The sequence below is a fragment of the Nonomuraea sp. NPDC048901 genome, from assembly GCF_040649695.1.
GTDB lineage: Bacteria > Actinomycetota > Actinomycetes > Streptosporangiales > Streptosporangiaceae > Nonomuraea.
In genome coordinates this window covers 75,959-97,665 of the sequence record NZ_JBEZFW010000023.1, presented here as the reverse complement: position 1 = coordinate 97,665, position 21,707 = coordinate 75,959, and the positions used below count along the sequence as shown (strand labels likewise).

The 21,707-nt window shown below is 69.7% G+C and carries 16 protein-coding genes; 8 read left to right on the top strand and 8 right to left on the bottom strand.

Going from position 1 to position 21,707, the window contains the following annotated elements; genetic code table 11:
- Positions 1-2 precede the first annotated feature (2 nt).
- Both AB0C30_RS49445 and wecB read right to left on the bottom strand, forming a co-directional pair.
- Entirely contained in the window at positions 3-2,039 is a 2,037-nt protein-coding gene (locus AB0C30_RS49445; RefSeq protein ID WP_357957533.1) for a glycosyltransferase, read from the bottom strand.
- Positions 2,040-2,108: 69 nt separating this feature from the next.
- Entirely contained in the window at positions 2,109-3,239 is a 1,131-nt protein-coding gene (gene wecB, locus AB0C30_RS49440; RefSeq protein ID WP_357957531.1) for a UDP-N-acetylglucosamine 2-epimerase (non-hydrolyzing), read from the bottom strand.
- 155 nt (positions 3,240-3,394) lie between these two features.
- Between wecB and AB0C30_RS49435 the strand changes: the two genes are divergently transcribed.
- The 6 genes from AB0C30_RS49435 to AB0C30_RS49410 all read left to right on the top strand — a co-directional run bounded on the left by AB0C30_RS49435 (position 3,395) and on the right by AB0C30_RS49410 (position 11,955).
- On the top strand, positions 3,395-4,981 hold the full coding sequence (locus AB0C30_RS49435; protein WP_357957529.1) for a glycosyltransferase: 1,587 nt from the start codon (positions 3,395-3,397) through the stop codon (positions 4,979-4,981).
- 115 nt (positions 4,982-5,096) lie between these two features.
- Positions 5,097-6,359: a nucleotide sugar dehydrogenase gene (locus tag AB0C30_RS49430; protein WP_357957527.1), complete on the top strand. Its 1,263-nt coding sequence runs from the start codon at positions 5,097-5,099 to the stop codon at positions 6,357-6,359.
- A gap of 19 nt (positions 6,360-6,378) precedes the next feature.
- Positions 6,379-7,467, top strand: coding sequence for a glycosyltransferase (locus tag AB0C30_RS49425; protein WP_357957525.1), 1,089 nt, complete (start codon positions 6,379-6,381; stop codon positions 7,465-7,467).
- Between the two features lie 43 nt (positions 7,468-7,510).
- On the top strand, positions 7,511-9,295 hold the full coding sequence (locus AB0C30_RS49420; RefSeq protein WP_357957522.1) for a DUF4434 domain-containing protein: 1,785 nt from the start codon (positions 7,511-7,513) through the stop codon (positions 9,293-9,295).
- Positions 9,296-9,348: 53 nt separating this feature from the next.
- Positions 9,349-10,014: an NUDIX domain-containing protein gene (locus AB0C30_RS49415; RefSeq protein WP_357957520.1), complete on the top strand. Its 666-nt coding sequence runs from the start codon at positions 9,349-9,351 to the stop codon at positions 10,012-10,014.
- 483 nt (positions 10,015-10,497) lie between these two features.
- Positions 10,498-11,955 (top strand): SDR family oxidoreductase, encoded by a 1,458-nt coding sequence (locus tag AB0C30_RS49410; protein ID WP_357957518.1) that lies wholly within the window; start codon positions 10,498-10,500, stop codon positions 11,953-11,955.
- On the opposite strand, the gene AB0C30_RS49405 is transcribed toward AB0C30_RS49410, so the two are convergent.
- Positions 11,956-12,870, bottom strand: coding sequence for a MerR family transcriptional regulator (locus AB0C30_RS49405; protein WP_357957516.1), 915 nt, complete (start codon positions 12,868-12,870; stop codon positions 11,956-11,958).
- Between the two features lie 160 nt (positions 12,871-13,030).
- Between AB0C30_RS49405 and hisC the strand changes: the two genes are divergently transcribed.
- Positions 13,031-14,092, top strand: a complete 1,062-nt coding sequence (gene hisC, locus AB0C30_RS49400; protein WP_357957514.1) for a histidinol-phosphate transaminase — start codon at positions 13,031-13,033, stop codon at positions 14,090-14,092.
- Between the two features lie 374 nt (positions 14,093-14,466).
- Positions 14,467-15,303, top strand: a complete 837-nt coding sequence (locus AB0C30_RS49395) for a nitroreductase/quinone reductase family protein (RefSeq protein ID WP_357957512.1) — start codon at positions 14,467-14,469, stop codon at positions 15,301-15,303.
- Here the strand turns inward: AB0C30_RS49395 and AB0C30_RS49390 are convergent.
- The 5 genes from AB0C30_RS49390 to purD all read right to left on the bottom strand — a co-directional run bounded on the left by AB0C30_RS49390 (position 15,300) and on the right by purD (position 21,370).
- Positions 15,300-16,235: an EamA family transporter gene (locus tag AB0C30_RS49390; RefSeq protein WP_357957511.1), complete on the bottom strand. Its 936-nt coding sequence runs from the start codon at positions 16,233-16,235 to the stop codon at positions 15,300-15,302. The genes AB0C30_RS49395 and AB0C30_RS49390 overlap by 4 nt on opposite strands.
- A 246-nt stretch (positions 16,236-16,481) precedes the next feature.
- Positions 16,482-17,771, bottom strand: a complete 1,290-nt coding sequence (locus AB0C30_RS49385; protein ID WP_357957509.1) for a GTP cyclohydrolase IIa — start codon at positions 17,769-17,771, stop codon at positions 16,482-16,484.
- Between the two features lie 201 nt (positions 17,772-17,972).
- Complete coding sequence (murA, locus tag AB0C30_RS49380) at positions 17,973-19,238, bottom strand: UDP-N-acetylglucosamine 1-carboxyvinyltransferase (protein WP_357957507.1); 1,266 nt, start codon at positions 19,236-19,238, stop codon at positions 17,973-17,975.
- Between the two features lie 78 nt (positions 19,239-19,316).
- Positions 19,317-20,153, bottom strand: a complete 837-nt coding sequence (locus AB0C30_RS49375; protein ID WP_357957505.1) for a phosphoribosylaminoimidazolesuccinocarboxamide synthase — start codon at positions 20,151-20,153, stop codon at positions 19,317-19,319.
- The gene (purD, locus tag AB0C30_RS49370) at positions 20,150-21,370 is read right to left on the bottom strand and encodes a phosphoribosylamine--glycine ligase (RefSeq protein WP_357957503.1); all 1,221 of its coding nucleotides are present in this window, start codon (positions 21,368-21,370) and stop codon (positions 20,150-20,152) included. Before purD ends, AB0C30_RS49375 begins: the two co-directional genes overlap by 4 nt.
- Between the last annotated feature and the right edge of the window lie 337 nt (positions 21,371-21,707).

Below are 21,707 nucleotides of genomic sequence, written 5' to 3'. Positions count from 1 at the left end.
AACTAAACAAGCACGTGATCGTCCGGTCGGCCGACAAAAGAGAATTGGGCGTTCCTGGTCAGCTTGATGTGGTCGGCCTGCCAGGTGTGCATGGAGGCGTCGGCGCTGCGCCAATAGACGAAGTTGAACCGGTCCGCGGAGTAGATCTTGACCTTGTCCTCTTTCAGCCTGCGGACCAGGTGCGTGTCCTCGCCCCGGGTGATGTCCGCGAAGCCGTACGACCGGAACATGTCCGCCTTGCCGAGGAACGTCCCGCCCTGCACGAGGAACGAGTACCGGTGCTCCAGCCCCGGCAGCCGCAGCATGGTGGTGTTGAGGCCCTCGAAGTAGGAGTAGTGGGCGCCCTTGCCGACCAGCTCCGCGTCGGTGTAGTCGAAGGCCCTGACCAGGTCCGACAGGTAGTGCTCGCCGTACAGGTTGTCGTCGTCCATCTTGGCGATCAGGTCGCCTTCGGCGGCGGCGATGCCCAGGTTCATGCAGGCGCCCAGCGACAGCTCGGCCGAGGCGGGCAGGACGACGACGTCGGAGATGCCCGCCATGCGGGCCTTGTCGGCCACCACCACCGGGTCGATGTCCAGGCCGTGCAGGACCATGACGAGCTGCAGCGGTCGGTGGATCTGCTTGGCCACCGAGGAGATCGCGTGCTCGATCTGCGCGGCCCGGTTGGTCGGCAGCACCACGGAGATCGACCGGGCCCCGGTGGTGACGGGCCGCCCCAGGAACCGGAGTATCTGGTCCACCCGGTGCGTGAACAGGTGCTTGTCGAACACCTCGCGCATCGCCAGGTGCCCCATGCGGGCCCGCAGCTCCGGGCTGTTGATCAGGTGCAGCACCTGGTTGTACGACTCGACCGGCTCGCGGGCGATCGGCAGCAGGTCGCCGAACGTCTCCTCGATCGCCCTGGACCACCCGGAGACGACCGGCGTGGAGCAGGCCGACAGCTCGAACACGCGGCGCGCGCACATCGTGGGCGAGTCGAGCACCGAGTTGACGTTGAGGAAGACCTTGTACATCCGGTAGGCCGCGAGCATCTGGTCGTAGGGGAGCTCGCCCACGATGTGCGGGCGATATTTCTCCGGCCAGGCGTACTTCTCGTCGACCTCGCCGTTGCGGGCGAAGATGTGCAGGCCCAGCTCGCGGATCGGGTCGATGACCGTCTCCATCTGCTCGCGGCGCTCGGGATGCTTGTCGCGGAAGTACATGCCGGCGAAGACGACGTCGTGCAGGCGGCCCTGCTTCTGCTGGATCGGGTTGTGCACGCGGGGCTGGGCGGCGAACTGGAGTACGTCCACCCGATCGTGGCCCAAAGTTTCACGATATTTCGGGACCATGTCACCGTCGCAGGTGAACACGTAGTCGAACAGCTTGGCCGTGTCGATGAAGAACTCGAAGTTCGGCGGGTCCTCCTTGTTCCAGAAGACCGTCGGGATCCCCTCGGCGCGGCACCACGCCACGAGGTCGCGCAGCGGGTCCTTGGGGGCGTTCGTCCCGGTCATCTGGTAGCGCCAGCGGCCCTGGTTCCCGTGCCAGGCCGACTCGCAGAACAGCAGGTCAGGCCGCTTCTCGGCGAAGATCTCCGGCCAGTCCTTGAGCCCGAACTCGATCTGGTCCCACTCGTACCTGAACGCCAGCCGCGAGAAGTCGTCCAGGATGACGGCGACCTTGAGGTCCGGCCGGTTCACCGGCCCGGCCGGCCACTTCACGGTCGGCACCTCGACCAGCGGCGGCCGGTGGTTGGCCGCCGCGACGGCCAAGGTGACCGGGATCGGGGCCTTGGGCGCCCGGTCCTTGGACCTGACCGCCTCCAGCACCTTGCCCGGGCTCTTCGACCCCAGCGCCTCACCCAGCTTGAACGTCCGCTTGGCCTGGGTGGCCTCCAGCTTCCACGTGGCATAGGCGGCCTTGGCCTCGGCTATCTCCAGCCGCCGGCGCAGCTCCCTGATGTCCGCCTCATAGCGCTCGACGAGCTTGCGCTCCTCGGGCAGCCAGTTCACGGGGCCGAGTCGCTGGTACGTGGGCTCTTCAGGGGTTTCGGCCATGGGGATGCACGCCTTATCACTTAGCGGAGGTATGTCATGGTACGGCGGGGACCGTACGGAATGAGGGGGTTATTCGGAACGCGCGCCCTGTGCGGCGGGCGAGAGGTTGTCCCCCTTGAGCCAGGCCGAGATGACCCGGGCGATCCGCGGCCCGGCGGCGCCGTCCCACAGCGGCGGCAGCTCACCCGACGGCGTCGTGGCCCCGTCGGCCAGCGCCTTCTCGGCCGCGGCCGGCAGCAGGGCCGGGGTGACCAGCCGGTTGGTCCCATGCGTGATCGTGATCGGCCGCTCGGTGTTGGGCCGGACCGTCAGGCACGGCACGCCCAGCATCGTCGTCTCCTCCTGCACGCCGCCCGAGTCGGTGACCACCAGCGCGGCGCCCCGGACGAGTGAGAGGAAGTCCACATAGCCCAGCGGCTCGATCACCTTGACCGAGGGACCGTCGACCAGGCCCGCCTCGGCCAGCCGGGTACGCCCCCTGGGGTGGATCGGCACCACGATCGGGATCTGGCGGGCGACGTCCAGCACGGCCGAGACCAGCTCCTTGGCCGCCTCGGGGGTGTCGACGTTCGCCGGGCGGTGCAGGGTCGCCACGGCATAACGAGCCGGTATGTCCAGCCGGGCCACCACGGGCGCCGGGTCCAGCGCCGGCAGCGCGGAGAAGAGGCTGTCGATCATGGGGTTGCCCACCAGGTGCACCTTGGCGGCGGGCACGCCCTCGGCCGCCAGGTGCGAGAGCGCGTCGGGCGAGGTGGCGAAGAGCAGGTCCGACAGGGAGTCGGTGACGATCCTGTTGACCTCCTCCGGCATGCCCCGGTCGAACGAGCGCAGGCCCGCCTCGACGTGCGCGGTGCGTACGCCCAGCTTGGCGCAGACCAGGATCGCGGCCAGCGTCGAGTTCACGTCGCCGTAGACCACCACCAGGTCGGGGTCGTGCTCGAGAACGACCTCCTCCAGGCCGACGAGCAGCGCCGCGGTCTGCTTCGCGTGACTGCCCGAACCGACGCCCAGATTGGCCACCGGCTCCGGCAGCCCGAGGTCGGCGAAGAACACGTCGGACATCAGCGCGTCATAGTGCTGACCGGTGTGGATGATGCCCTGCCGCACGCCGAGTTCACCGAGTGCCCGCACCACCGGGGCCGCTTTCACGAAGTTGGGACGGGCGCCCAGAACGTGCAGGACCAGGGGGTTCTCCCTCATTGACCTCGCCTTTCATAGCGGAAGGGAAAAAACGCTGCCTATGGTACGGTCACCGCGTGGCATCCGACGCCAGTCGTGAAGACTCCCCAAGACCAAACGGCAAGGTTTCCGCCAAGTCCGCTAGAGCCGGTGTCGGCGGCCTTATCAGGGGCTTCGTGCAGCACCCGATCATCGTCTCCCGCGTCGTCATGACGAAGGTGAAGGCCGACCCGGTGCGCGTGGCCCAGGCGGCGGCCGAGTCGCTCCCGCCCGCCCTCCGTCCCGTCGTGGGCAAGGTCGCCTGGCCGGCCGCCCGCCGGGCCAGGCGCGCGGTCCGCAAGTTCAGCATGCGGGTGCTCAAGGGGCCGTGGAACGAGGCCAAGGAGCACTGGGACCAGGGCCGGGTCAGCCAGGCCGCGGCGGTGCTCGAAGAACACACCAAATACCCCTTCGTCAAGCGCAGGGCCGCCTACTACCGGGGTGAGCTGGCCGCGATCAGCCCCGACCCGATCCCGCCGCAGCCCAAGGTGGCCGTCGTGGACCGGGTGGCCGGGCGGGTCCTGCACTGCGTGACCAACGCCCTGCCGTACACGCAGGCCGGCTACACGGTCCGTACGCACCGCATCGTCATGGCGCAGCAGGCCAAGGGCCTGGATCCGCACGTGGTCACCAGCTGGGGCTGGCCGATGCTGCAGGGGCACGCCGACGCGCCGCCGTTCGAGGAGCTCGACGGGATCCCCTACTACCGGCTGCTGCCCGACGGGCACGGCGAGATGCCGTTCGAGACCCGCGGGCGGATCATCAAGGGCGCCGAGGGGGTCACCAAGCTCGTCGCGGAGCTGCGGCCCCAGGTGCTGCACGCCGCCACCGACCACCGCAACGGCTCCATCGCGCACGCCGTACGCGAGCGGACCGGCACGCCGTTCGTCTACGAGGTCCGCGGCTTCCTGGAGGAGACCTGGGCCTCCCGCGATCCCGGCCGGATCGGCAGCGAGCGCCACGTGCTCCAGCGCGAGCGCGAGGCGTTCCTGATGCGCGAGGCCGACGCGGTCGTCACGCTGGCCGAGACGATGGCCACGGAGATCGTCGAGCGGGGCGTGCCCAGGGAGCGGATCTTCCTGGCGCCCAACGCGGTCGACGACTCGCTGCTCACGGCCTCCTACGACGGCGAGGCGTTCAGAGCGAGCATGGGCATCGCGAAGGACGAGATCGTCGTCGGGTCGGTGTCCAGCATCGTGGGCTACGAGGGGTTCGCGACGCTGCTGCGGGCCGCGGCGCTGCTGCGCGACGAGGGCACGCCGGTGCGGGTGCTCATCGTGGGCGACGGCACCGAGCGCGAGAACCTGCTGGAGCTGGTCGGCGAGCTGGGGCTGATGAGCGCGCTCCTGCCGGGCCGTGTGGGTCCGGACGAGGCGCTGCAGGCCCAGGCGGCCATCGACATCTTCTCCTGTCCCCGCGAGGACCTGCGGGTGACCCGGCTCGTGACGCCGCTGAAGCCCGTCGAGGCGATGGCGCTCGGCAAGCCGGTCGTGCTCAGCGACCTGCCCGCGCTGTCGGAGCTGGTCGGATCCGACGGCGCCGGGCTGCTGGTGCCGCCGGGCGATCCGGAGGCGCTGGCCAAGGCGCTCGCCGCGCTCAGGGAGGACCCTGCCAGGCGCGCGGCGATGGGTGAGGCGGGCCGGGCAGAGGTGGCCGCCAAGCGCACTTGGGGCCGAGTTGCCGAAACTTACCGGTCTCTCTACCGCTCCATTACCGAACGATGACCTTCAGATTGGCTGTCTGTTGTGACGGGTTCGGTCGCATTAGGCGTGAGCTAGGTGGACTTGAGATAGCCTTTGCGACCATGAAGTGTTGTTTCCGGCTCTCTAAGGCACTGCTGTGACAGAAATCGACTTGGCGGTCATCGGCCTGGGCTACGTCGGCATGCCGCTCGCCAAGGAGGCGGTCGCGGCCGGTCTGCGGGTCGTCGGCGTGGACGTCGACCCCCGCAAGGTCGACGCGCTCAACGCCGGTCAGTCCTACATCGATGACCTGACCGATGCCGATCTCGAGCACATGCTGACCAACGGGTTCAGCGCCACGCTCGATGAGTCCGTGCTGGCCAAGAGCAACACGATCGTCATCTGCGTGCCCACTCCGCTGGACGAGGACCACCGGCCGGACCTGTCCGCCGTCGAGGGCGCCACGGGGACGGTCGCGCGCAATCTGAGCAAGGGCACACTGGTCGTGCTCGAGTCCACGACGTGGCCGGGCACCACCGACGAGGTGGCCCGCCCGATTCTCGAGACCTCGGGCCTGGTCGCGGGGGAAGACTTCTTCCTGGCCTTCTCGCCGGAGCGGATCGACCCGGGCAACCCCAAGTTCGGGCTGCGGAACACGCCCAAGGTGGTCGGGGGCTACACGAGCACCTGCCGTGACCGCGCGACGGCGTTCTACGGCCAGTTCATCGAGCAGGTCGTGCCGGTCAGCGGCACGCGCGAGGCCGAGATGGCCAAACTGCTCGAGAACACCTACCGGCACGTCAACATCGCCCTCGTCAACGAGATGGCGATCTTCTGCGACGAGCTGGGGATCGACCTGTGGGAGTCGATCGAGGCCGCGGCCACCAAGCCGTTCGGCTTCCAGAAGTTCCTGCCCGGTCCCGGCGTCGGGGGGCACTGCATCCCCGTCGACCCGTCGTACCTGTCGTACACGGTGCGCAAGCTCGGCTACCCGTTCAGGTTCGTCGAGCTGGCCCAGGAGATCAACGAGCGGATGCCGTCCTATGTGGTGGCACGGGTACAGCGTCTGCTCAACAGGCATAAAAAGGCCGTAAATGGCGCCAAGGTGGTTATGCTCGGCGTGACCTACAAGCCGGACATCGCCGATGAACGGGAGACCCCGGCCCTGCCGGTGGCGCGTGCGCTGCTGGAACTGGGGGCCGAGCTCACGTTCGCGGACCCGCATGTCAAGGAGTGGTCGGTCGACGGCACCCCGGTGCCCCGTGAAGAGGACTTGGCCGAGGCCGTGGTCGGCGCCGACGTGACGCTGCTGCTGCAGCAGCACGCCGCGTTCGACCTCGACATGGTCGAGGCTAAGGCCAGGCTCGTGCTCGACACCCGCGGTGTTCTCACCGAGGGTGAACGCGTCGAGCGGCTGTAGCGACGGAGGGCTGCGCGCAGTGCACGTGCTCGTCATGACGGTGGTGCATAACCCCGAGGACGCGAGGATCCTGCATAGGCAGATCCGTGCCCTCGTGGATGCAGGTCATGAGGTCACGTATGCCGCCTCGTTCACCGCCCACGGGGTCGTGCCTCGTCCTTGGGTCAACGGCGTCGATCTGCCCAGGGCCGCGCAGCGTAAGCGCATGGCCGGGGTCTGGGCCGCCCGCAGGCTGTTCAAGCGCATGCGGCGCAAGGTCGACATTGTGCTGATCCACGATCCGGAGTTGCTGTTCGCGATCTGGGGCGTGCGCAACCGCCCGCCCGTGGTCTGGGACGTCCACGAGGACACCCCGGCGACGCTCTCCCTCAAGCCGTGGCTGCCGTCGCTGCTGCGGCCCCCGGTACGCTTCCTCGCCCGCATGCTGGAGGGCACCGCCGAGCGCCACCTGCACCTGCTGCTGGCCGAGACGGCCTACGCGGGCCGGTTCAAGCACGCCCACCTGATCGTGCCGAACGAGACCTGGGTCCCCGACTCGGTCACGCCGCCCGGCGACGACCGGGTGGTGTACCTGGGGTGGCTGTCCAGGGCCCGGGGCGTGATGGAGGCCGTCGAGGTGGCCCGGTTGCTCCAGCCGTACCGGGTGGCGGTGGAGCTGATCGGCTACGCCGACCCGTACAGCCGGCCGATGCTCAACCAGGCCGTCACGGAGGGCCTGCTGGAGTGGCGCGACTTCATGCCGAACGACGAGGCGCTGAAGCGGCTCGACGGCGCGCTGGCCGGGCTCTCGCTGCTGCACGACGAGCCGAACTACCGCCACTCGATGCCCACGAAGATCGTCGAGTACATGGCCCATGGCATCCCGGTCATCACGACGCCGTCTCCCCGCGCGGTCGAGCTGGTCGAGCGGTATGACAGCGGCGTGGTCGTCCCGTGGGAGGACCCGAAGGCCGTGGCCCAGGCCGTACTGACGCTGAGGGACGACGTACGGGAGCGGCGGGCGCAGGGCGCGCGCGGCTACGCGGCGGCCCGCGCGAACCACCACTGGCCCAACTCGGCCAAGAGGTTCGTGGCCCAGCTCGAATCGTGGGCAGGCGTCAAGAACTAGCGGCTTATCCTCGGCAGATCACTAGGGCGGTAGGTTCCTCAACGTGCGCTGGCTTCTCGTGCTTCTCGGCGCTGCGATCCTGGCCGCCGTCGCGGCCGTGATCGTCGTGCTGCCCAATGACGAACCTCCGAAGAAGACCAGCCAGCAGGCCAAGGCGACGCCGACCCGCACGGAGCCCACGCCTAAGGTGAGCGAGGTCACCGACCGGTGTGGAACGTTCGAGACCAAGGAGAAGGCTCCCTACGCCGTCACCGGCTACTGGATCACCCCCAAGTCCAACCCCTGCACCTGGCGCCACCAGATGGAGGACATCCACAACCTCGGCGGCGACACGGTCATCAGGATCGGCTATGGCCTGCAGTTTCGTACCCCCGACGACGAGGGCCGCGTGCAGACCAAGGACGGACAGCTCGACCCGCTCTACAAGGACTGCGTGGAAGACGGCCGGAGCTGCCGCGACGCGGCCGAGCTCGACCTTCAGAAGGCGAACCCGAAGAACCGGATCGCCCGCACATACGTCTACCGCACCGACGAGTCGTTCGGGCCCGGCCTGTTCCGCTGCCCCCAGATGGAACGCAAGATCACCGTGGGCAAGCGGGTGTACTTCCGCGTGCTCACCCCGATGGACGGCTCCGACGACGCCACCTGCGACTTCACCAAGCCCAAGCCGTACGACCTGATCCTCGTCGCCGGCTCGGACACCGACAGCCTGACGCAACTCCTCGACCTCGGTGAGCAGTTCGGTGTGCAGGTCTTCCCGGCGCTGCCGCTCGCGCCGCGCGACCCCGTGACCCCGACCAGGGCCAACAAAAAGCACATCGACACACTTCGGACGCTGACCCGCCGCATCCTGCAGGACTATGGTGCGCGCTTCGCCGGGCGCACCTCGCTCGGTGGCGTCTACCAGCCGTTCGAGGTGCAGATGGCCGACACGCTCGCCGGCAACCCCACCCTTGAGGTGTACGCCGAGCAGCACCAGATCGTGGAGCAGGAGCTGGGCAAGCCCATCCTCATCAGCCCCTACCTCGACGCCCGCAAGCGCGTCCCCTTCGGGCAGACGCCCAAACAGGTGGCCGCGGCGTTCGTGGCGCTGGCCAAGACCGGGGTGGGCATCATCGCGCCGCAGGACAGCCGCGGCACCGGCAAGGTGGGCCTGTTCTGGCCCGACCAGCGCGACACCGAGGTCGACGAGCGGCTGCGCTCCGTCGTGGGCGAGACCACGTACGGCACCGCCTACCACGGCTCGACGCGCGACTACTACCGCGAGATGTCCGCCGCCCGCGACCAGATGCTCCAGGCGGGCTTCGACGTGCAGCTCTGGGCGAACGTCGAGGCGTTCGAGCCCTCCGGTGATCGCCCGTGCGCCCCGCAGGGGACCCGCGGTCAGACCGACAAGAAACGCCTCGACCAGGCCGTCACCATGGCCGGCAGGTACGTTCAGAAAATTGTCTCCTACATGTGGAGCGACTTCCTGACCTGCGGCTCCCCTTCGCTGGAAACGCAGATCAGCCAGGACTGGCAGCGCCCGATCGCGGTGGACGCCATCCGGCGCTCCCGCGACATCCAGGACGGGGTGGAGGTGCGCGGGTACAACCTCAAGGACGGCACGGTCACCCTCCAGTACGGGGACGAGCTGAAGGAACTGGTGATCTCCGCCGTGGGCTGGCTCGACGAGGACCCGCTGGAGGATCTGCCGGAGGGCATGCAGACGGCGTGGGTGCCGTTCGACTGGGCCCAGGTGCCGCCGGACGAATGGGTCAAGGTCGGCGTGAAACTCCCCACGGGGAAGGCCACCACGGAGCCGCTCCACGTCCGCATCGCGGCGTGAGCGCGCCCGCCGCTGAGGGCGACCTGGGCCGGTCGGCGTGTAACGTGCCTGCCATGGTCCCGAGCATCCCGGTGAGCGTCGATCTGGTCGTGCTCACCGTGCGCTGCCAGGCCCTGTGCGCCCTCGTGTGGCGCCGGGACAACCCGCCGTTCCTGCGGCGCTGGTCGCTGCCTGGCGGCTTCATCCAGCTCGACGAGGACCTCCCCGCGGCGGCCCAGCGCATCCTGGCCGAACGCGCCGGCCTCCCCGGCGCCCCGGTGCACCTGGAGCAGCTCCAGACCTACGGCTACCCGGACCGCGACCCCCGCCAGCGCGTGGTCAGCGTCGCCTACCTCGGCCTGGCTCCGGACCTGCCGGCCTCGGAGAAGGCCCACATGAGCTGGCAGCCCGTCGACACCCTGTCCGTGATGGCCTTCGACCACCGGCGCATCATGCTGGACGGCATCGAGCGGGCGCGGGCGAAGCTCGAATACACCTCGCTGGGCGCCGCCTTCTGCCCGCCGGAGTTCACGGTGGCGGACCTGCGGCGCGTGTACGAGATCGTCTGGGGCCGCCCCCTGGACCCCCGCAACTTCCACCGCAAGGTCACCAAGGCGGAAGGCTTCCTGGTCGAGACGGGCGCCACCACCACCCGCGACGGCGGCCGCCCGGCCAAACTCCACCGCCGCGGCCCCGCCGAGCTGCTCCACCCCCCGATGCTGCGCTCCTTGAAGGAATAGCTCCATGAAGGAACAGCACCCGAACCTAGGGGCGGCGCCTCACGCGGCGATCAAGGCGGAGCGCGGCCGCCCTTAGGAGAGGGTCGAGCCGCGCCCGGCGAGGCTCAGCGGCGGATGGTCGCGGATCCGCAGGTCCCGGTTGACGGTCTCCACTCCCAGGTTTCCGCGGCAGACGCCGGAGCGGTGCACGATCTCCGTGTTCTTGGTTGTCGGCCCTCTGTATGGCGAGGTTGAATAGATTTTGAATCGTTTATCATTTGGGGGAGTGATGATCGAGGAACGCGCCTGCCTGCGACGCCTGATCCCCACCCAGGAGTCCGTCGCCGAACGGCCGGCGGCGGCATGACCCGGCCCAGGATCGCCGTGTCGCCCTACCCCGACGCGCTGCGCCCGCGCGACCACGTCCCCGCCTGATCAGCGGATGCGCATGCACGGCTCGCCGTCGCTGATCAAGAGGTCATTCAGCACGAAAGGAGCGATCGGGTGTCTGAATCGGGACAAGTGCTGGTGACGGGCGCGACCGGGTACATCGGCGGGCGACTCGTGCCCGAGCTCCTCGACGCCGGGCATCGCGTGCGCTGCATGGTCCGCTCCCCTGCCCGCCTGCGTGACCTGCCCTGGGCGGGCAGCACCGAGATCGTGGCGGCCGACGCCCTGGACGCCGCTGCCACGCGCGCCGCGCTGGAGGGCGTCGACGTGGCCTACTACCTGATCCACACCATGGGTGGCGGGAAGGGTTTCGCCGACGCCGACCGCCGGTCCGCGCGGGCCTTCGCCGCCGCCGCCGAGGCGGCGGGCATACGCAGGATCGTCTACCTCGGCGGCCTCACCGGAGACGAGGACCTGTCACCGCACCTGCGCTCGCGCGCCGAGGTCGCCGACATCTTCCTGGGCTGCCGGGTGCCCGCCGTCGTCCTGCGCGCCGCTGTGATCATCGGCGCGGGTTCCGCCTCGTTCGAGATGCTGCGCTACCTCACCGAGCGGCTCCCGGTGATGACCACGCCGCGCTGGGTGCGCAGCCGTACGCAACCCATCGCGGTACATGACGTGCTGCGTTACCTGCGGGCGTGCGCGTCCATCCCCGAGGAGGTCGACCGCGCCTTCGACATCGGCGGCCCGGACGTGTTGACCTACGCCGACATGATGCGCGGCTACGCGGCCGCCGCCGGGTTGCCGCCGCGATGCATCATCCCGGTGCCCTTGCTGAGCCCGTGGCTGTCCAGCCACTGGGTCGGCCTGGTCACGCCGGTCCCGGCCACCATCGCCCGACCCCTGGTGGAGTCGCTGCGCAACGAGGCGGTCTGCCGCGAGCACGACATCGCCGCCTACGTTCCCGATCCGCCGGAAGGTTTGATCGGATTCCGCCGCGCGGTCGCCCTCGCCCTGCGGAAGATCAAGGAGGCCGACGTCGCGACCCGCTGGTCCTCCGCCTCCACCCCGGGCGCCCCGAGCGACCCCCTGCCCACCGACCCCGACTGGGCCGGCGGCAGCCTCTACATCGACCGCCGCACCCTGACCAGCGACGTCCCGCCGGGTGCGTTGTGGGACGTCATCGAGGGCATCGGCGGCGGCAACGGTTGGTACTCCCTTCCCGTGGCATGGCGGGCCCGCGGCGTGCTCGACCGGATCGCCGGCGGCGTCGGGCTGCGCCGCGGGCGACGGGACCCGCGCAGGCTCAGGGTGGGTGACTCCATCGACTTCTGGCGGGTGGAGGAGATCGAGTCCGGCCGCCTGCTGCGGCTGCGCGCCGAGATGCGGCTGCCTGGCCTGGCCTGGCTAGAGCTCGCCGTACGGCAGGAGGACGGCAGAACCGTCTACGAGCAGCGCGCCATCTTCTACCCGCGCGGGCTCCTCGGCCACCTCTACTGGTGGACCCTGGTCCCCTTCCACCGGCTGATCTTCGGACGGCTGCCGAAGAACCTGGTCACCGCGGCCTCCTGATCAGCTCGCCGCCGCCACCAGCCGGGTCACCGCCTCTTCGAGCGAACCCACCCTGGTCACTCCGCGTGGCAGCCCATCCCACCAGCCAGGACCGCCTACCACCACCCGGTACGGCGGCCGCACCGGCGGCAGCGCCGCCAGCGGAGCCGGATCCCCCGTCAGCGCCTGTTGCGACCAGAGGAAGACCGCGCACGGCCCCAGCGTGCGGATCGCATCGGCCAGCGCCCCGTACGGCGTCCGCGCGCCGAGCAGCCGCACCGCCACCCCCGTGGTCCCGGCCAGCACGGCCCCGACCGCGTACAGGGGCAGGCTGTGCTGCTCCTCCTCCGCGCACGCCAGCAACACGGGCCGGAGGTTGACCGGCGCCGCGGGCGGTTCGAGCAGCGGATGCAGCGCCGCCAGGACGCCGTCGGAGAACAGGTGCTCGACCTCGATGCCCGCCCCCGTCCTGCGCTGCAGGCGGCTGATCGTGGCGAAGACGGGCAGGACGAGCCGCTCCCACGTCCAGGCCGGGCCGTGCCGCGCGATCGCGGCCGTGACCCCCGCGCCGACGGCCCCGCCGTCCAGCCTCGTCGCGGCCCTGGCCAGCATCGCCGTCGTGGGCACCGGCCCGGCCACCCCGGCTCCAGGGGCGGCGGGCTCGGCCGGTTCGCGCTGGTCCGCCCCCGGTCGCAGACGCAGCGATGCCCGCGCCGCCTCCGCCGGTGCGACACCCTCCCGGATCAACCTGTTCATCTCCTCCAGGCGGAGCAGATCCGTGGCGTCGTAGCGGCGGTGCCCGCCCCGGCTGCGGCCGCTCGGGCCGATGCCGTACCGCAGATTCCAGGTGCGCAACGTGGCCGCGGGCACGCCGAGCCGCCGGGACACGGCACCGATGCCATATCCCGTTTCCACCGAATCCTGATGCTCAGCCATGGCTCCGCCCATTCTTTCGAACGATCGCCTCCACGGTCGCAGCGAACCGCCTCACGCCGGAGACAACGGAGCCGATGGCCCTGCGGATGCAGATTTCGCCAACTTTGTTCAGCAGGCTCCCGATGCTGCCCTGCCGGTCGGCTTCTTTTAGGGTGAAGCCATGCCTCGTTTCCGCTCGATTCTGGACACCATGCCGGCGTACAAGCCGGGCAAGGCCGTCATGTCTCCTGATGGCCGCTCGTACAAGCTCTCCTCCAACGAGTCGCCCTACGACCCGCTGCCGTCCGTGGTCGAGGCGATCGCCGAGGGGGCGCGGCAGGTCCACCGCTACCCCGACCCGGGGGCGATCAAGCTGACGGAAGCCATCGCAGAGCGGTTCGAGGTGCCGGTCGAGCACATCGCGCTCGGGGCGGGGTCCGTCACCGTGGCGCAGCAGCTGTTCGAGGCCGTCAGTGAGCCCGGCGCCGAGGTGATCTACGCGTGGCGGTCGTTCGAGGCCTATCCGCTGCTGGCCGACCTGGCCGGGGCCGAGTCGGTCAGGGTGCCGCTGGCGGGCGAGGACCACGATCTGGACGCCATGGCCGAGGCGATCACCGACCGGACGCGCATGATCTTCGTCTGCAACCCCAACAACCCCACCGGCACCGCGATCCGCCGGGCCGAGCTGGTGGCCTTCCTCGACCGGGTGCCGGACGACGTGCTGGTGGTCCTGGACGAGGCCTACCGCGAATACGTGCGCGACGAGGACGTGCCCGACGGTCTCACCCTCTACCGCGACCGGCCGAACGTCTGCGTCCTGCGTACCTTCTCCAAGGCCTACGGTCTGGCGGGGCTGCGTGTCGGTTACCTGGTGGGACACGAGGCGGTGGCGTCGGCCATCCGGAAGACGATCATCCCGTTCGCCGTCAACCACCTCGCGCAGATCGCGGCCATCGCCTCCCTGCGCGCGGAGGACGAGCTGATGGAGCGGGTCGACACCGTGGTCAAGGAGCGGACCCGGGTGCGCGAGTCGCTCATCGCCCAGGGCTGGACCATCCCCCTGACCGAGGCCAACTTCGTCTGGCTGCGGCTCGGCGAGCGCACGCTCGACTTCGCGGCGGCGTGCGCGGCCGTGGGCGTGGCGGTGCGGCCGTTCGCGGGGGAGGGCGCCCGCGTCTCGATCGGCGACCCGGAGGCGAACGACACGTTCCTCGCGGCGGCGGCGGCCTTTAAGGCGAGTTGACAGTTTGTGTGGTCAGGCCGTGTAATGGGCCTCTTGTCGCGTGTCGCCGGCCGGAGGACGTCGGCGGCATGGAGGCACTGGTTGTAGGGGATGATGTCGTGACTTCTCACTTCACAGGCAGCGCCTGATCTGATCGCGCGCCCGCGCGTCGTCCCCATGCCCGGTGGTGCCCGGCACCACCGTCGCACGCGATCCTTTGCGCTGCCCTGCGGTCCGGCCATCGCCTGACCGTTGTGCTGCCCGACGGTCCGGTGATCGCCTGACCGCCCTTTCCCCTCGCGTGCTCATCGAGGCTCTCCGCCCGAGGCCGGTACGGCGTGCCGTGCGCATCCGCCCGTCGTAACCCTTTCTCACATCTGGAGAGCAAGCAGAGCATGCCCCAAGACTTCAATCAGCAGATCATCGACGAGTTCCGTGCCAACCAGGGCCAGGTCGCCATGTTCGACGGCGCCCGGTTGCTCCTTCTGACGACCACCGGCGCCAGGACCGGCGCCCAGCACACCACTCCGGTCGGCTACCTGCCGGACGGCGAGCGCATGCTGATCATCGCCTCCGCCGGAGGGGCGCCCAAGCACCCGGCCTGGTACCACAACCTCCTGGCCACGCCGCGAGTGACCGTGGAGGACGGCATCTTCACCTACCCGGCCGACGCGGTCGTCCTCGAAGACGAGGAACGCGACAGCGCCTTCGCGCGGGCGGTCGAGATGGACCCCGGCTGGGCGGCCTACCAGGCGAAGACGAGCCGGGTCATCCCCGTGGTCGCGCTGACCCCGCTCGGCGGCGCTCCGGACGGCACGCGAGGGGGTGACTTCCTGGTGCGGGTGCACGACGCGTTCCGCCGGGAGCTGCGGCTGATCCGCAAGGAGGTCGCCGCGTCCGGGACCGGCGGCCTGGGCGTGCAGTTGCGGGTCAACTGCCTGACCCTGTGCCAGGGGCTCCATCAGCATCACACGTTCGAGGACGCCGGGATGTTCCCTTGGGTCGAAGGGCGGCATCCCGAGCTCACCCTCGTGGTGGACCGGTTGCGCGAGGAGCACGGGACGGTCTCCCGGCTCCTCGACGAGCTTCAGGGACTGCTCGCGGACGGCGAGCCGGCCGCGCCCGCCCCGAAGGTGCTCGCGGAGGTGGATCGGCTCGTGACCGAGCTCGAAGCGCACCTCGATTACGAGGAACGGGAGCTCGTCCCGATCCTGAACGCCATGAACCCCTAAGCCCTGACCTCTTCAGGGGTGAGCCGTTTCGCCTTGGGTCGTCGCTCCGTGGACACCACGAGGGCGACGCCCACGAGGATCACCAACCCGCCCAGCATGATCTGCCAGGTCACCTGCTCGCTCACCACGAGCGCGCCGAGGAGCACCGCCACCGCCGGGTTGACGTACGCGTAGGTCGACACCAGCGAGATCGGCGCGTTGCTGAGCAGCCAGCTGAAGGCGGTGAAACCGACCAGCGACCCGACCAGGATCAGGTAGACCAGCCCGGCCCACGACCGTCCGGAGACGGCCGTGACGTCCAGCCGCTCGCCCACCGACAGGCCCGTGACGGCCAGCCCGGCCCCGCCCACCAGCATCTCGATCGTGCTGGCCGCGAACGGGTTGGCCGGCATCGGGATCCGCGCCGACAGGAACGACCCGACCGACCACGACAGCGACCCCACCAGGACGATCACGATCCCGCTGGTGCTCGCCGGCCCGCCACCGCCGCTCAGTGACAGTGCCGCCACGCCGCCGAACCCGACCAGCACGCCGACCAGCGTCAGCACCTTCGGCCGATCTCTGGCCACGATCCTGAACACCACCAGCCACAGCGGCACGGAGGCGACGAGCAGCGCGGCCAGCCCGCTGGACACGCTCCGCTCCGCCACGGCCAGCAGGCCGTTGCCGGTGGTCAGCAGGAGCAACCCCACCAGCGCGGCCCCGCCGAACTGGGCCCGGGTCATCCGGAACGGCGCCCAGCCCTTGCGCGCGACCAGGAACCCGCCGAGGATCACCGCCGCCGTCACGAACCGCAGCGCCCCGCTGAGCATCGGCGGGATGGTCTCAACAGCGATCTTGATGCCGAGGTACGTCGAACCCCAGACCACATAAACGATGACCAGCGCGCTCCAGACGAGCAGGGGAGGGCGGTCAGGGGTGTCCGATGCCATAGGCCATGACAATAGCGGGCGTTCCCGACAGAACGCTGGCGGGTCCCGGACTGCTGAGTCGACGGGACAGAGAGGCTTTGGTGCCCCCGTCCGAATCCCGTCGATCGGGGGCGACGCAATACATACCCTCTTCGGACGCGGCCAATCACTAGTTCACATGACCAAAAACACACCCGGCCGAAGAGGCAGGGGGCCCGCCGCCCCAGGAAAGGGAAGGGGGGACGGCGGACCCGTACCTGGGCGCGATCAGCGAGGCCCGAGCTTCTCCACGATGAGGCGGTAGAGCTGGCGCGGCCGGCCAGGCTGAGGCGTACGGTTGGGCGGCAGCGGCCACGCGAGTCCCTCGTCGACCAACGTGCGCAGCAACCGCCGAGCCGTACGCGGCGTTACTCCGAGCATCTTCCCCGCACCCTCCGCGTCAACCACGGTGTCGCCGCCCTCCAGCTTGGCGGCGAGCCGGGCCAGCACCTCCACGCCCTTGGGCTTGAGCGCGGTGGAGCCCTGAGGGGGCATCCGCGGGGCCGGGATGAGCGCTCGGCCCTCACGGTCCACGGCGAAGCCCTGGGCCTGTTTACCGGCCTGGGTACGCGCCAGAGCCGCCCGTGCGTGCGACTCCGCGTCGTGGGTGGTGCGTCCCATGCCCACGCCGACCTCGACCGCCAGTCCCAGCTCGTCGCGGATCCTGGCGGCGAACGGCAACACCCTGAACCCGTCGGTCGCGGCGGCGATCGAGCCCCTGGTCGCGGTGACCAGATAGCTGTGATCGTCGATCGGCCAGACGGTGGCGTTGATGCGGTTCGCCTCCTGGACCAGCAGCCGATGCAGCGACAGCCGGAGCTCGTCGCGCCAGTAACGCGGCGCGGCGCGGCGTACCGGCTCGCGTAACGTCGGCACCTCGACCAGCACCACGGTGAGCTGCGACTCCTCCAGGCGGTGGTGCGCACCGAGCAGCGCTGCGGTGTGCAGCGCGGTGCGCACGGCCGCGGAGGTCGGCCTGATCCTGATGGCCGGGACGCCGGACGCCTGGAGGCGTTCGGCGACCGCCGGCAGGCACGTGAGCGCGCCGGTGGTGGATCCCTGGCGGGCCAGGCGCTCGTGGTAAGCCGCGATCGTGCCGGTGGCGCCCGGCTCGTCGCGGCTGTGGACATCCGTTGCGGCAATCCCGAGGTCTGTGTACGCCTCCTCGACGTCCGCCCTGGCCACCACGTCGATGCTCACCCGCTGCGGGTCGATGCGCGAGTCCAACGCCGCCTTGGCCAGCGCGGCGACCAGCGCCGCGCCGCCGAGCTGCACGTAGGTCGCGGGCATCGTCAGCACACCCGAGCGCCTGGCCAGGTCGTAGGGGACCGGGCTGGCGAACAGGCATGCGTCCACGCCGGGCCCGAGCCGCGTCACTTTGTCGGGCGCCTCCTGCTCATCGCGGTAGGCGGCCGCCACAAGGCGGCACGGAAGTGGCGCAGCAGCGTGCCCCATCAGCATGACCCGCTCGACCAGATCGTGGGGTCCGACCACACCAATGGTGAGGTCCGGTGTCATGGCACCCGGGCGTGACACTCGGGGAGTTTCTTCGGCCCTCTCGACCAATGTTCGTCCCATCCTGCTGTCTGTTGCAGTGCTCTCTTTTGGAACGATCGCTCGCGGGGACCATAATGTCACGCCCGACTTTTCCGGAAAGTCGTTCTGCTTGACTGGCTGTGAAGGTATATCAGCAGCTCAAGCAGGTATTCCTCACGCTTTTTAGCGGTCGGAAATCTCTTGTGTAATGTCCGCCCCCAGCGCCCGCATTCGCTCGGCGAGATGCGCGTGCCCGCGGTCGATGAGGTATCCGGACTCGATGACGGTCTCGCCTTCGGCGGCCAGTCCGGCCAGCACCAGCGCGATTCCGGAACGCAGGTCGTGCGCCGTCACCCGGGTGCCCTTCAGCGGGGTGGCGCCCCTGACGATCGCCCTACTGCCCTCGACCTCCACGTCGGCGCCCATCTTGTTCAGCTCGCCGGCCAGCGCGAAGCGGCCGTCGAAGATGCGCTCGTGGATGTAGCTGGTGCCGTCGGCCAAGGCGGCGACCGTCATCATCGGGGACTGGAGGTCGGTGGCGAAGCCCGGGTAAGTGTCGGTGATGATGTTGATCGGCCGCAGCGGCCGCTCGCACCGTACGTGGAGAACCGCGCCGGGCCGGGCGAAGTCGACGCCCATCTGCTCCAGCTTGTAGCGGACGACGCCCAGGTCGAGGCCGGTGCCCACGAGGCTGAGGTCGCCGCCGGTGATCGCCGCGCCCATCGCGAAGACACCGGCGTCGAGCCGGTCCGGCATCACGGTGTGCTCCACGGCCTGCAGCTCGTCGACGCCCTCGACGGTGATGAAGCCGGTGCCGCCGCCGCTGATCCGCGCGCCCATCTTGGTGAGCATGTCGATGACGTCGAGCACCTCGGGCTCCAGCGCCGCGTTCTCGATCACGGTGGTGCCCTTGGCCAGGGCGGCGGCCATGATGAGGTTCTCGGTGCCGGTGTGCGAGGGGGTGTCGAGGTAGAGGGTCGCGCCCGTCAGGCCGGACGCCTTGACGTGGATGACCGTCTCGCCCTCGTCGACGACCGCGCCCAGCCGCTTGTAGCCCAGGTAGTGGAAGTCCAGGTTGCGACTGCCGAGATTGCAGCCGCCGACCCCCTCCACGATCGCCTCGCCCAGGCGGTGCAGCAGGGCGGGCGTGAACAGGACCGAGCCGCGAAAGCGCCTGGCGATGTCGGCGGGCAGCACCGCGCTGGTCAGCCGGGAGGCGTCGATCACCAGGGTGCGCTCGGCCTCGTGCAGCTCGACGTACGCGCCGATGGCCTCGGCCAGCTCCACCGCCCGCCGCACGTCCTCGATGATCGGTACGTTGCGCAGGACAGTGCGGCCTTTGGGGGCAAGCAGGGCCGCACCGATCATGGGCAGCACGGCGTTCTTCGCGCCCTGGATGAAGGCGGTTCCACGCAGTGGGTTGCCACCGCGCACGCGGTAACGGACCATTCGTGCGGCTCCTCGGAGGTCTCGGTCTGAGCTGGACCGGGCCAAGAGTAGCCGTTAACCACTGCTGCCCCAGCCGAATCATCCCCTAAAGGGAGCTCCAGTGACGCGCTCGTAGGCTTCCAGATAACGCTGTCTGGTCTGTTCCACTACCTTGTCGGGAAGGCGAGGTGGGGGAGTTCCGGAGCTTTTGTCCCATCCCGATTCGGGCGACAACAGCCAATCCCTTACATATTGCTTATCAAATGACGGTTGGGAGCGTCCCGGCTGCCACTGGTCAAGTGGCCAGAATCGTGACGAGTCAGGCGTCAAGACCTCGTCCCCCAGCGTGAGCACACCGTCGGCGTCGCGACCCAGCTCGATCTTGGTGTCGGCCAGGATGATGCCCCGCTCGCGGGCGATCTCGGCGCCGCGCGTGTAGACGGCGAGCGTGATCCGGCGCAGCTCCTCGGCCGTCTCCGCGCCCACGTCGCCGACGACCCGCTCGAAGGAGATCGGCTCGTCGTGCTGGCCGACCGGGGCCTTCGTCGAGGGCGTGAAGATCGGCTCGGGCAGCCGGGACCCGTCTTCGAGGCCCGGCGGCAGCTCGATCCCCGAGACCGCCCCTTCGCGCCGGTAGTCGACCAGGCCCGAGCCGGTCAGGTAGCCGCGCGCCACGCACTCGACGGGCACCATCGACAGCGGCCGGCACAGCACGCTGCGGGAGTCGGGCCCCCGCCCGATGAGGTGATGGGGCACCAGGTCGGCCAGCTGCTCGAACCACCACAGCGACATCTGCGTGAGGATGGCCCCCTTGTCGGGGATCTCGGACTCGAGCACGTAGTCGAAGGCCGAGATCCGGTCGGAGGCGACCATCAGCAGCTGACCGTCGTCGGTCTGGTAGAGATCGCGGATCTTGCCGGAGTGCAGGTGCTTCATCGGGCGATGTCCGTCCTGTGGTGCGAGCCGCGCAGCCGTATGCGCGAGACCAGCTCATAGGCGTTGCGGCGGGCCGTCTCCTGGTCGGGGCCGGTGCCGACCACGTTGAGCACCCGCCCGCCGTCGGAGAGAACCTGGCCGTCGACCCGCTTCGTGCCGGCGTGGAGGACGTAGGCGCCGCCGATGGGGTCGAGCCCTTCGATGACGTCGCCCTTGACCGGGGCGTCGGGGTAGTTCTCGGCCGCGACGACCACGGCGACCGCCGACCCCGCGCGGAACACCGGCGCCGGATGCTCGCTCAGCCGCCCGGTGGCGCAGGCCGCCAGCAGCCCGGCCAGCGGCGTCTCCAGGCGGTCGAGCACCACCTGGGTCTCCGGGTCGCCGAAGCGCGCGTTGAACTCGATCACCTTCGGCCCCTTCGCGGTCAGGGCCAGGCCCACGTACAGGACGCCCTGGAACGGGCTGCCGCGCCGGGCCAGCTCGTCGATCGTCGGCTGGACGACCTCGCGCATGACCTGCTCGGTGAGCCCTTCGGGGGCCCAGGTGAGCGGGGTGTAGGAGCCCATGCCGCCGGTGTTGGGGCCTTCGTCGCCGTCGTAGGCGCGCTTGAAGTCCTGGGCGGGCTGCAGCGGCACGGCCGTCTTGCCGTCGCAGAGCGCGAACAGCGAGACCTCGGGCCCGTCGAGGAACTCCTCGATCACCACCCGCTCGCACGCCGCCGCGTGCGCGAGCGCCTGCTCCCGGTCGCCGGTGACGACCACGCCCTTGCCCGCCGCCAGCCCGTCGTCCTTGACCACGTACGGGGCGCCGAACTCGTCGAGGGCCTGAGCGGCCTCCTCGGGCGTGACGCAGGCCCGCGCCCTGGCCGTGGGGACGTCGGCGGCCGTCATGATCTCCTTGGCGAACGCCTTGGAGCCCTCGATCATCGCCGCCCGGCTCGACGGACCGAAGCAGGCGATGCCCGCGGCGCGCACCGCGTCGGCCACGCCCGCCACCAAGGGCGCCTCGGGGCCCACCACCACCAGGTCGGCGCCGAGTCGTAGGGCCAGCTCGGTCACCTGGGCGGGATCGGTGGCCGTGACCGGATGCGGGGCCGAGATCTCCTCCATGCCCGCGTTGCCGGGGGCGCTGTGGAGCTCGGTGACCTGGGGATCGAGCATGAGTGAGCGGCACAGGGCGTGTTCACGCCCGCCGGAGCCGATGACTAGAACGCGCACCGCCCCATTGTGGCAGGGACGGCCGGACGGCCACCCGGCGCACCCGCGTCAGACCAGCCTGGGCACTCGAAATGTGGGAATAGGCGGGAATCTTTGTGGAGTTCTACCTGCTGTCAGGACCCGTCGGAGAGTATCGTCAGTCGGGTCCATCCGCCTGTGGTAACTTAGGGCGGCTTTATGGCATCTCTTGTGATTGGAGGTGGTCCGGGATGAAACCTGGTGATCCCAGCAGTACGTGCTCACGCACGTACACCGTGTATGCCCCCGACCACTCCAATCCGGCAGCCTGATCGTGCCTCCACGTACTTTCGTTGATTGAGGTGACTTTTCGTCGCGC

Excerpts from the sequence above, each read along its gene's own strand:
- AB0C30_RS49415 (WP_357957520.1), top strand. The coding sequence starts at position 9,349 with ATGGTCCCGAGCATCCCGGTGAGCGTCGATCTGGTCGTGCTCACCGTG.
- hisC (WP_357957514.1), top strand. The coding sequence starts at position 13,031 with ATGCCTCGTTTCCGCTCGATTCTGGACACCATGCCGGCGTACAAGCCG.
- AB0C30_RS49390 (WP_357957511.1), bottom strand. The coding sequence starts at position 16,235 with ATGGCATCGGACACCCCTGACCGCCCTCCCCTGCTCGTCTGGAGCGCG.
- AB0C30_RS49375 (WP_357957505.1), bottom strand. The coding sequence starts at position 20,153 with ATGAAGCACCTGCACTCCGGCAAGATCCGCGATCTCTACCAGACCGAC.
- wecB (WP_357957531.1), bottom strand. The coding sequence starts at position 3,239 with ATGAGGGAGAACCCCCTGGTCCTGCACGTTCTGGGCGCCCGTCCCAAC.
- AB0C30_RS49405 (WP_357957516.1), bottom strand. The coding sequence starts at position 12,870 with ATGGCTGAGCATCAGGATTCGGTGGAAACGGGATATGGCATCGGTGCC.
- AB0C30_RS49395 (WP_357957512.1), top strand. The coding sequence starts at position 14,467 with ATGCCCCAAGACTTCAATCAGCAGATCATCGACGAGTTCCGTGCCAAC.
- AB0C30_RS49385 (WP_357957509.1), bottom strand. The coding sequence starts at position 17,771 with ATGACACCGGACCTCACCATTGGTGTGGTCGGACCCCACGATCTGGTC.
- AB0C30_RS49445 (WP_357957533.1), bottom strand. The coding sequence starts at position 2,039 with ATGGCCGAAACCCCTGAAGAGCCCACGTACCAGCGACTCGGCCCCGTG.
- murA (WP_357957507.1), bottom strand. The coding sequence starts at position 19,238 with ATGGTCCGTTACCGCGTGCGCGGTGGCAACCCACTGCGTGGAACCGCC.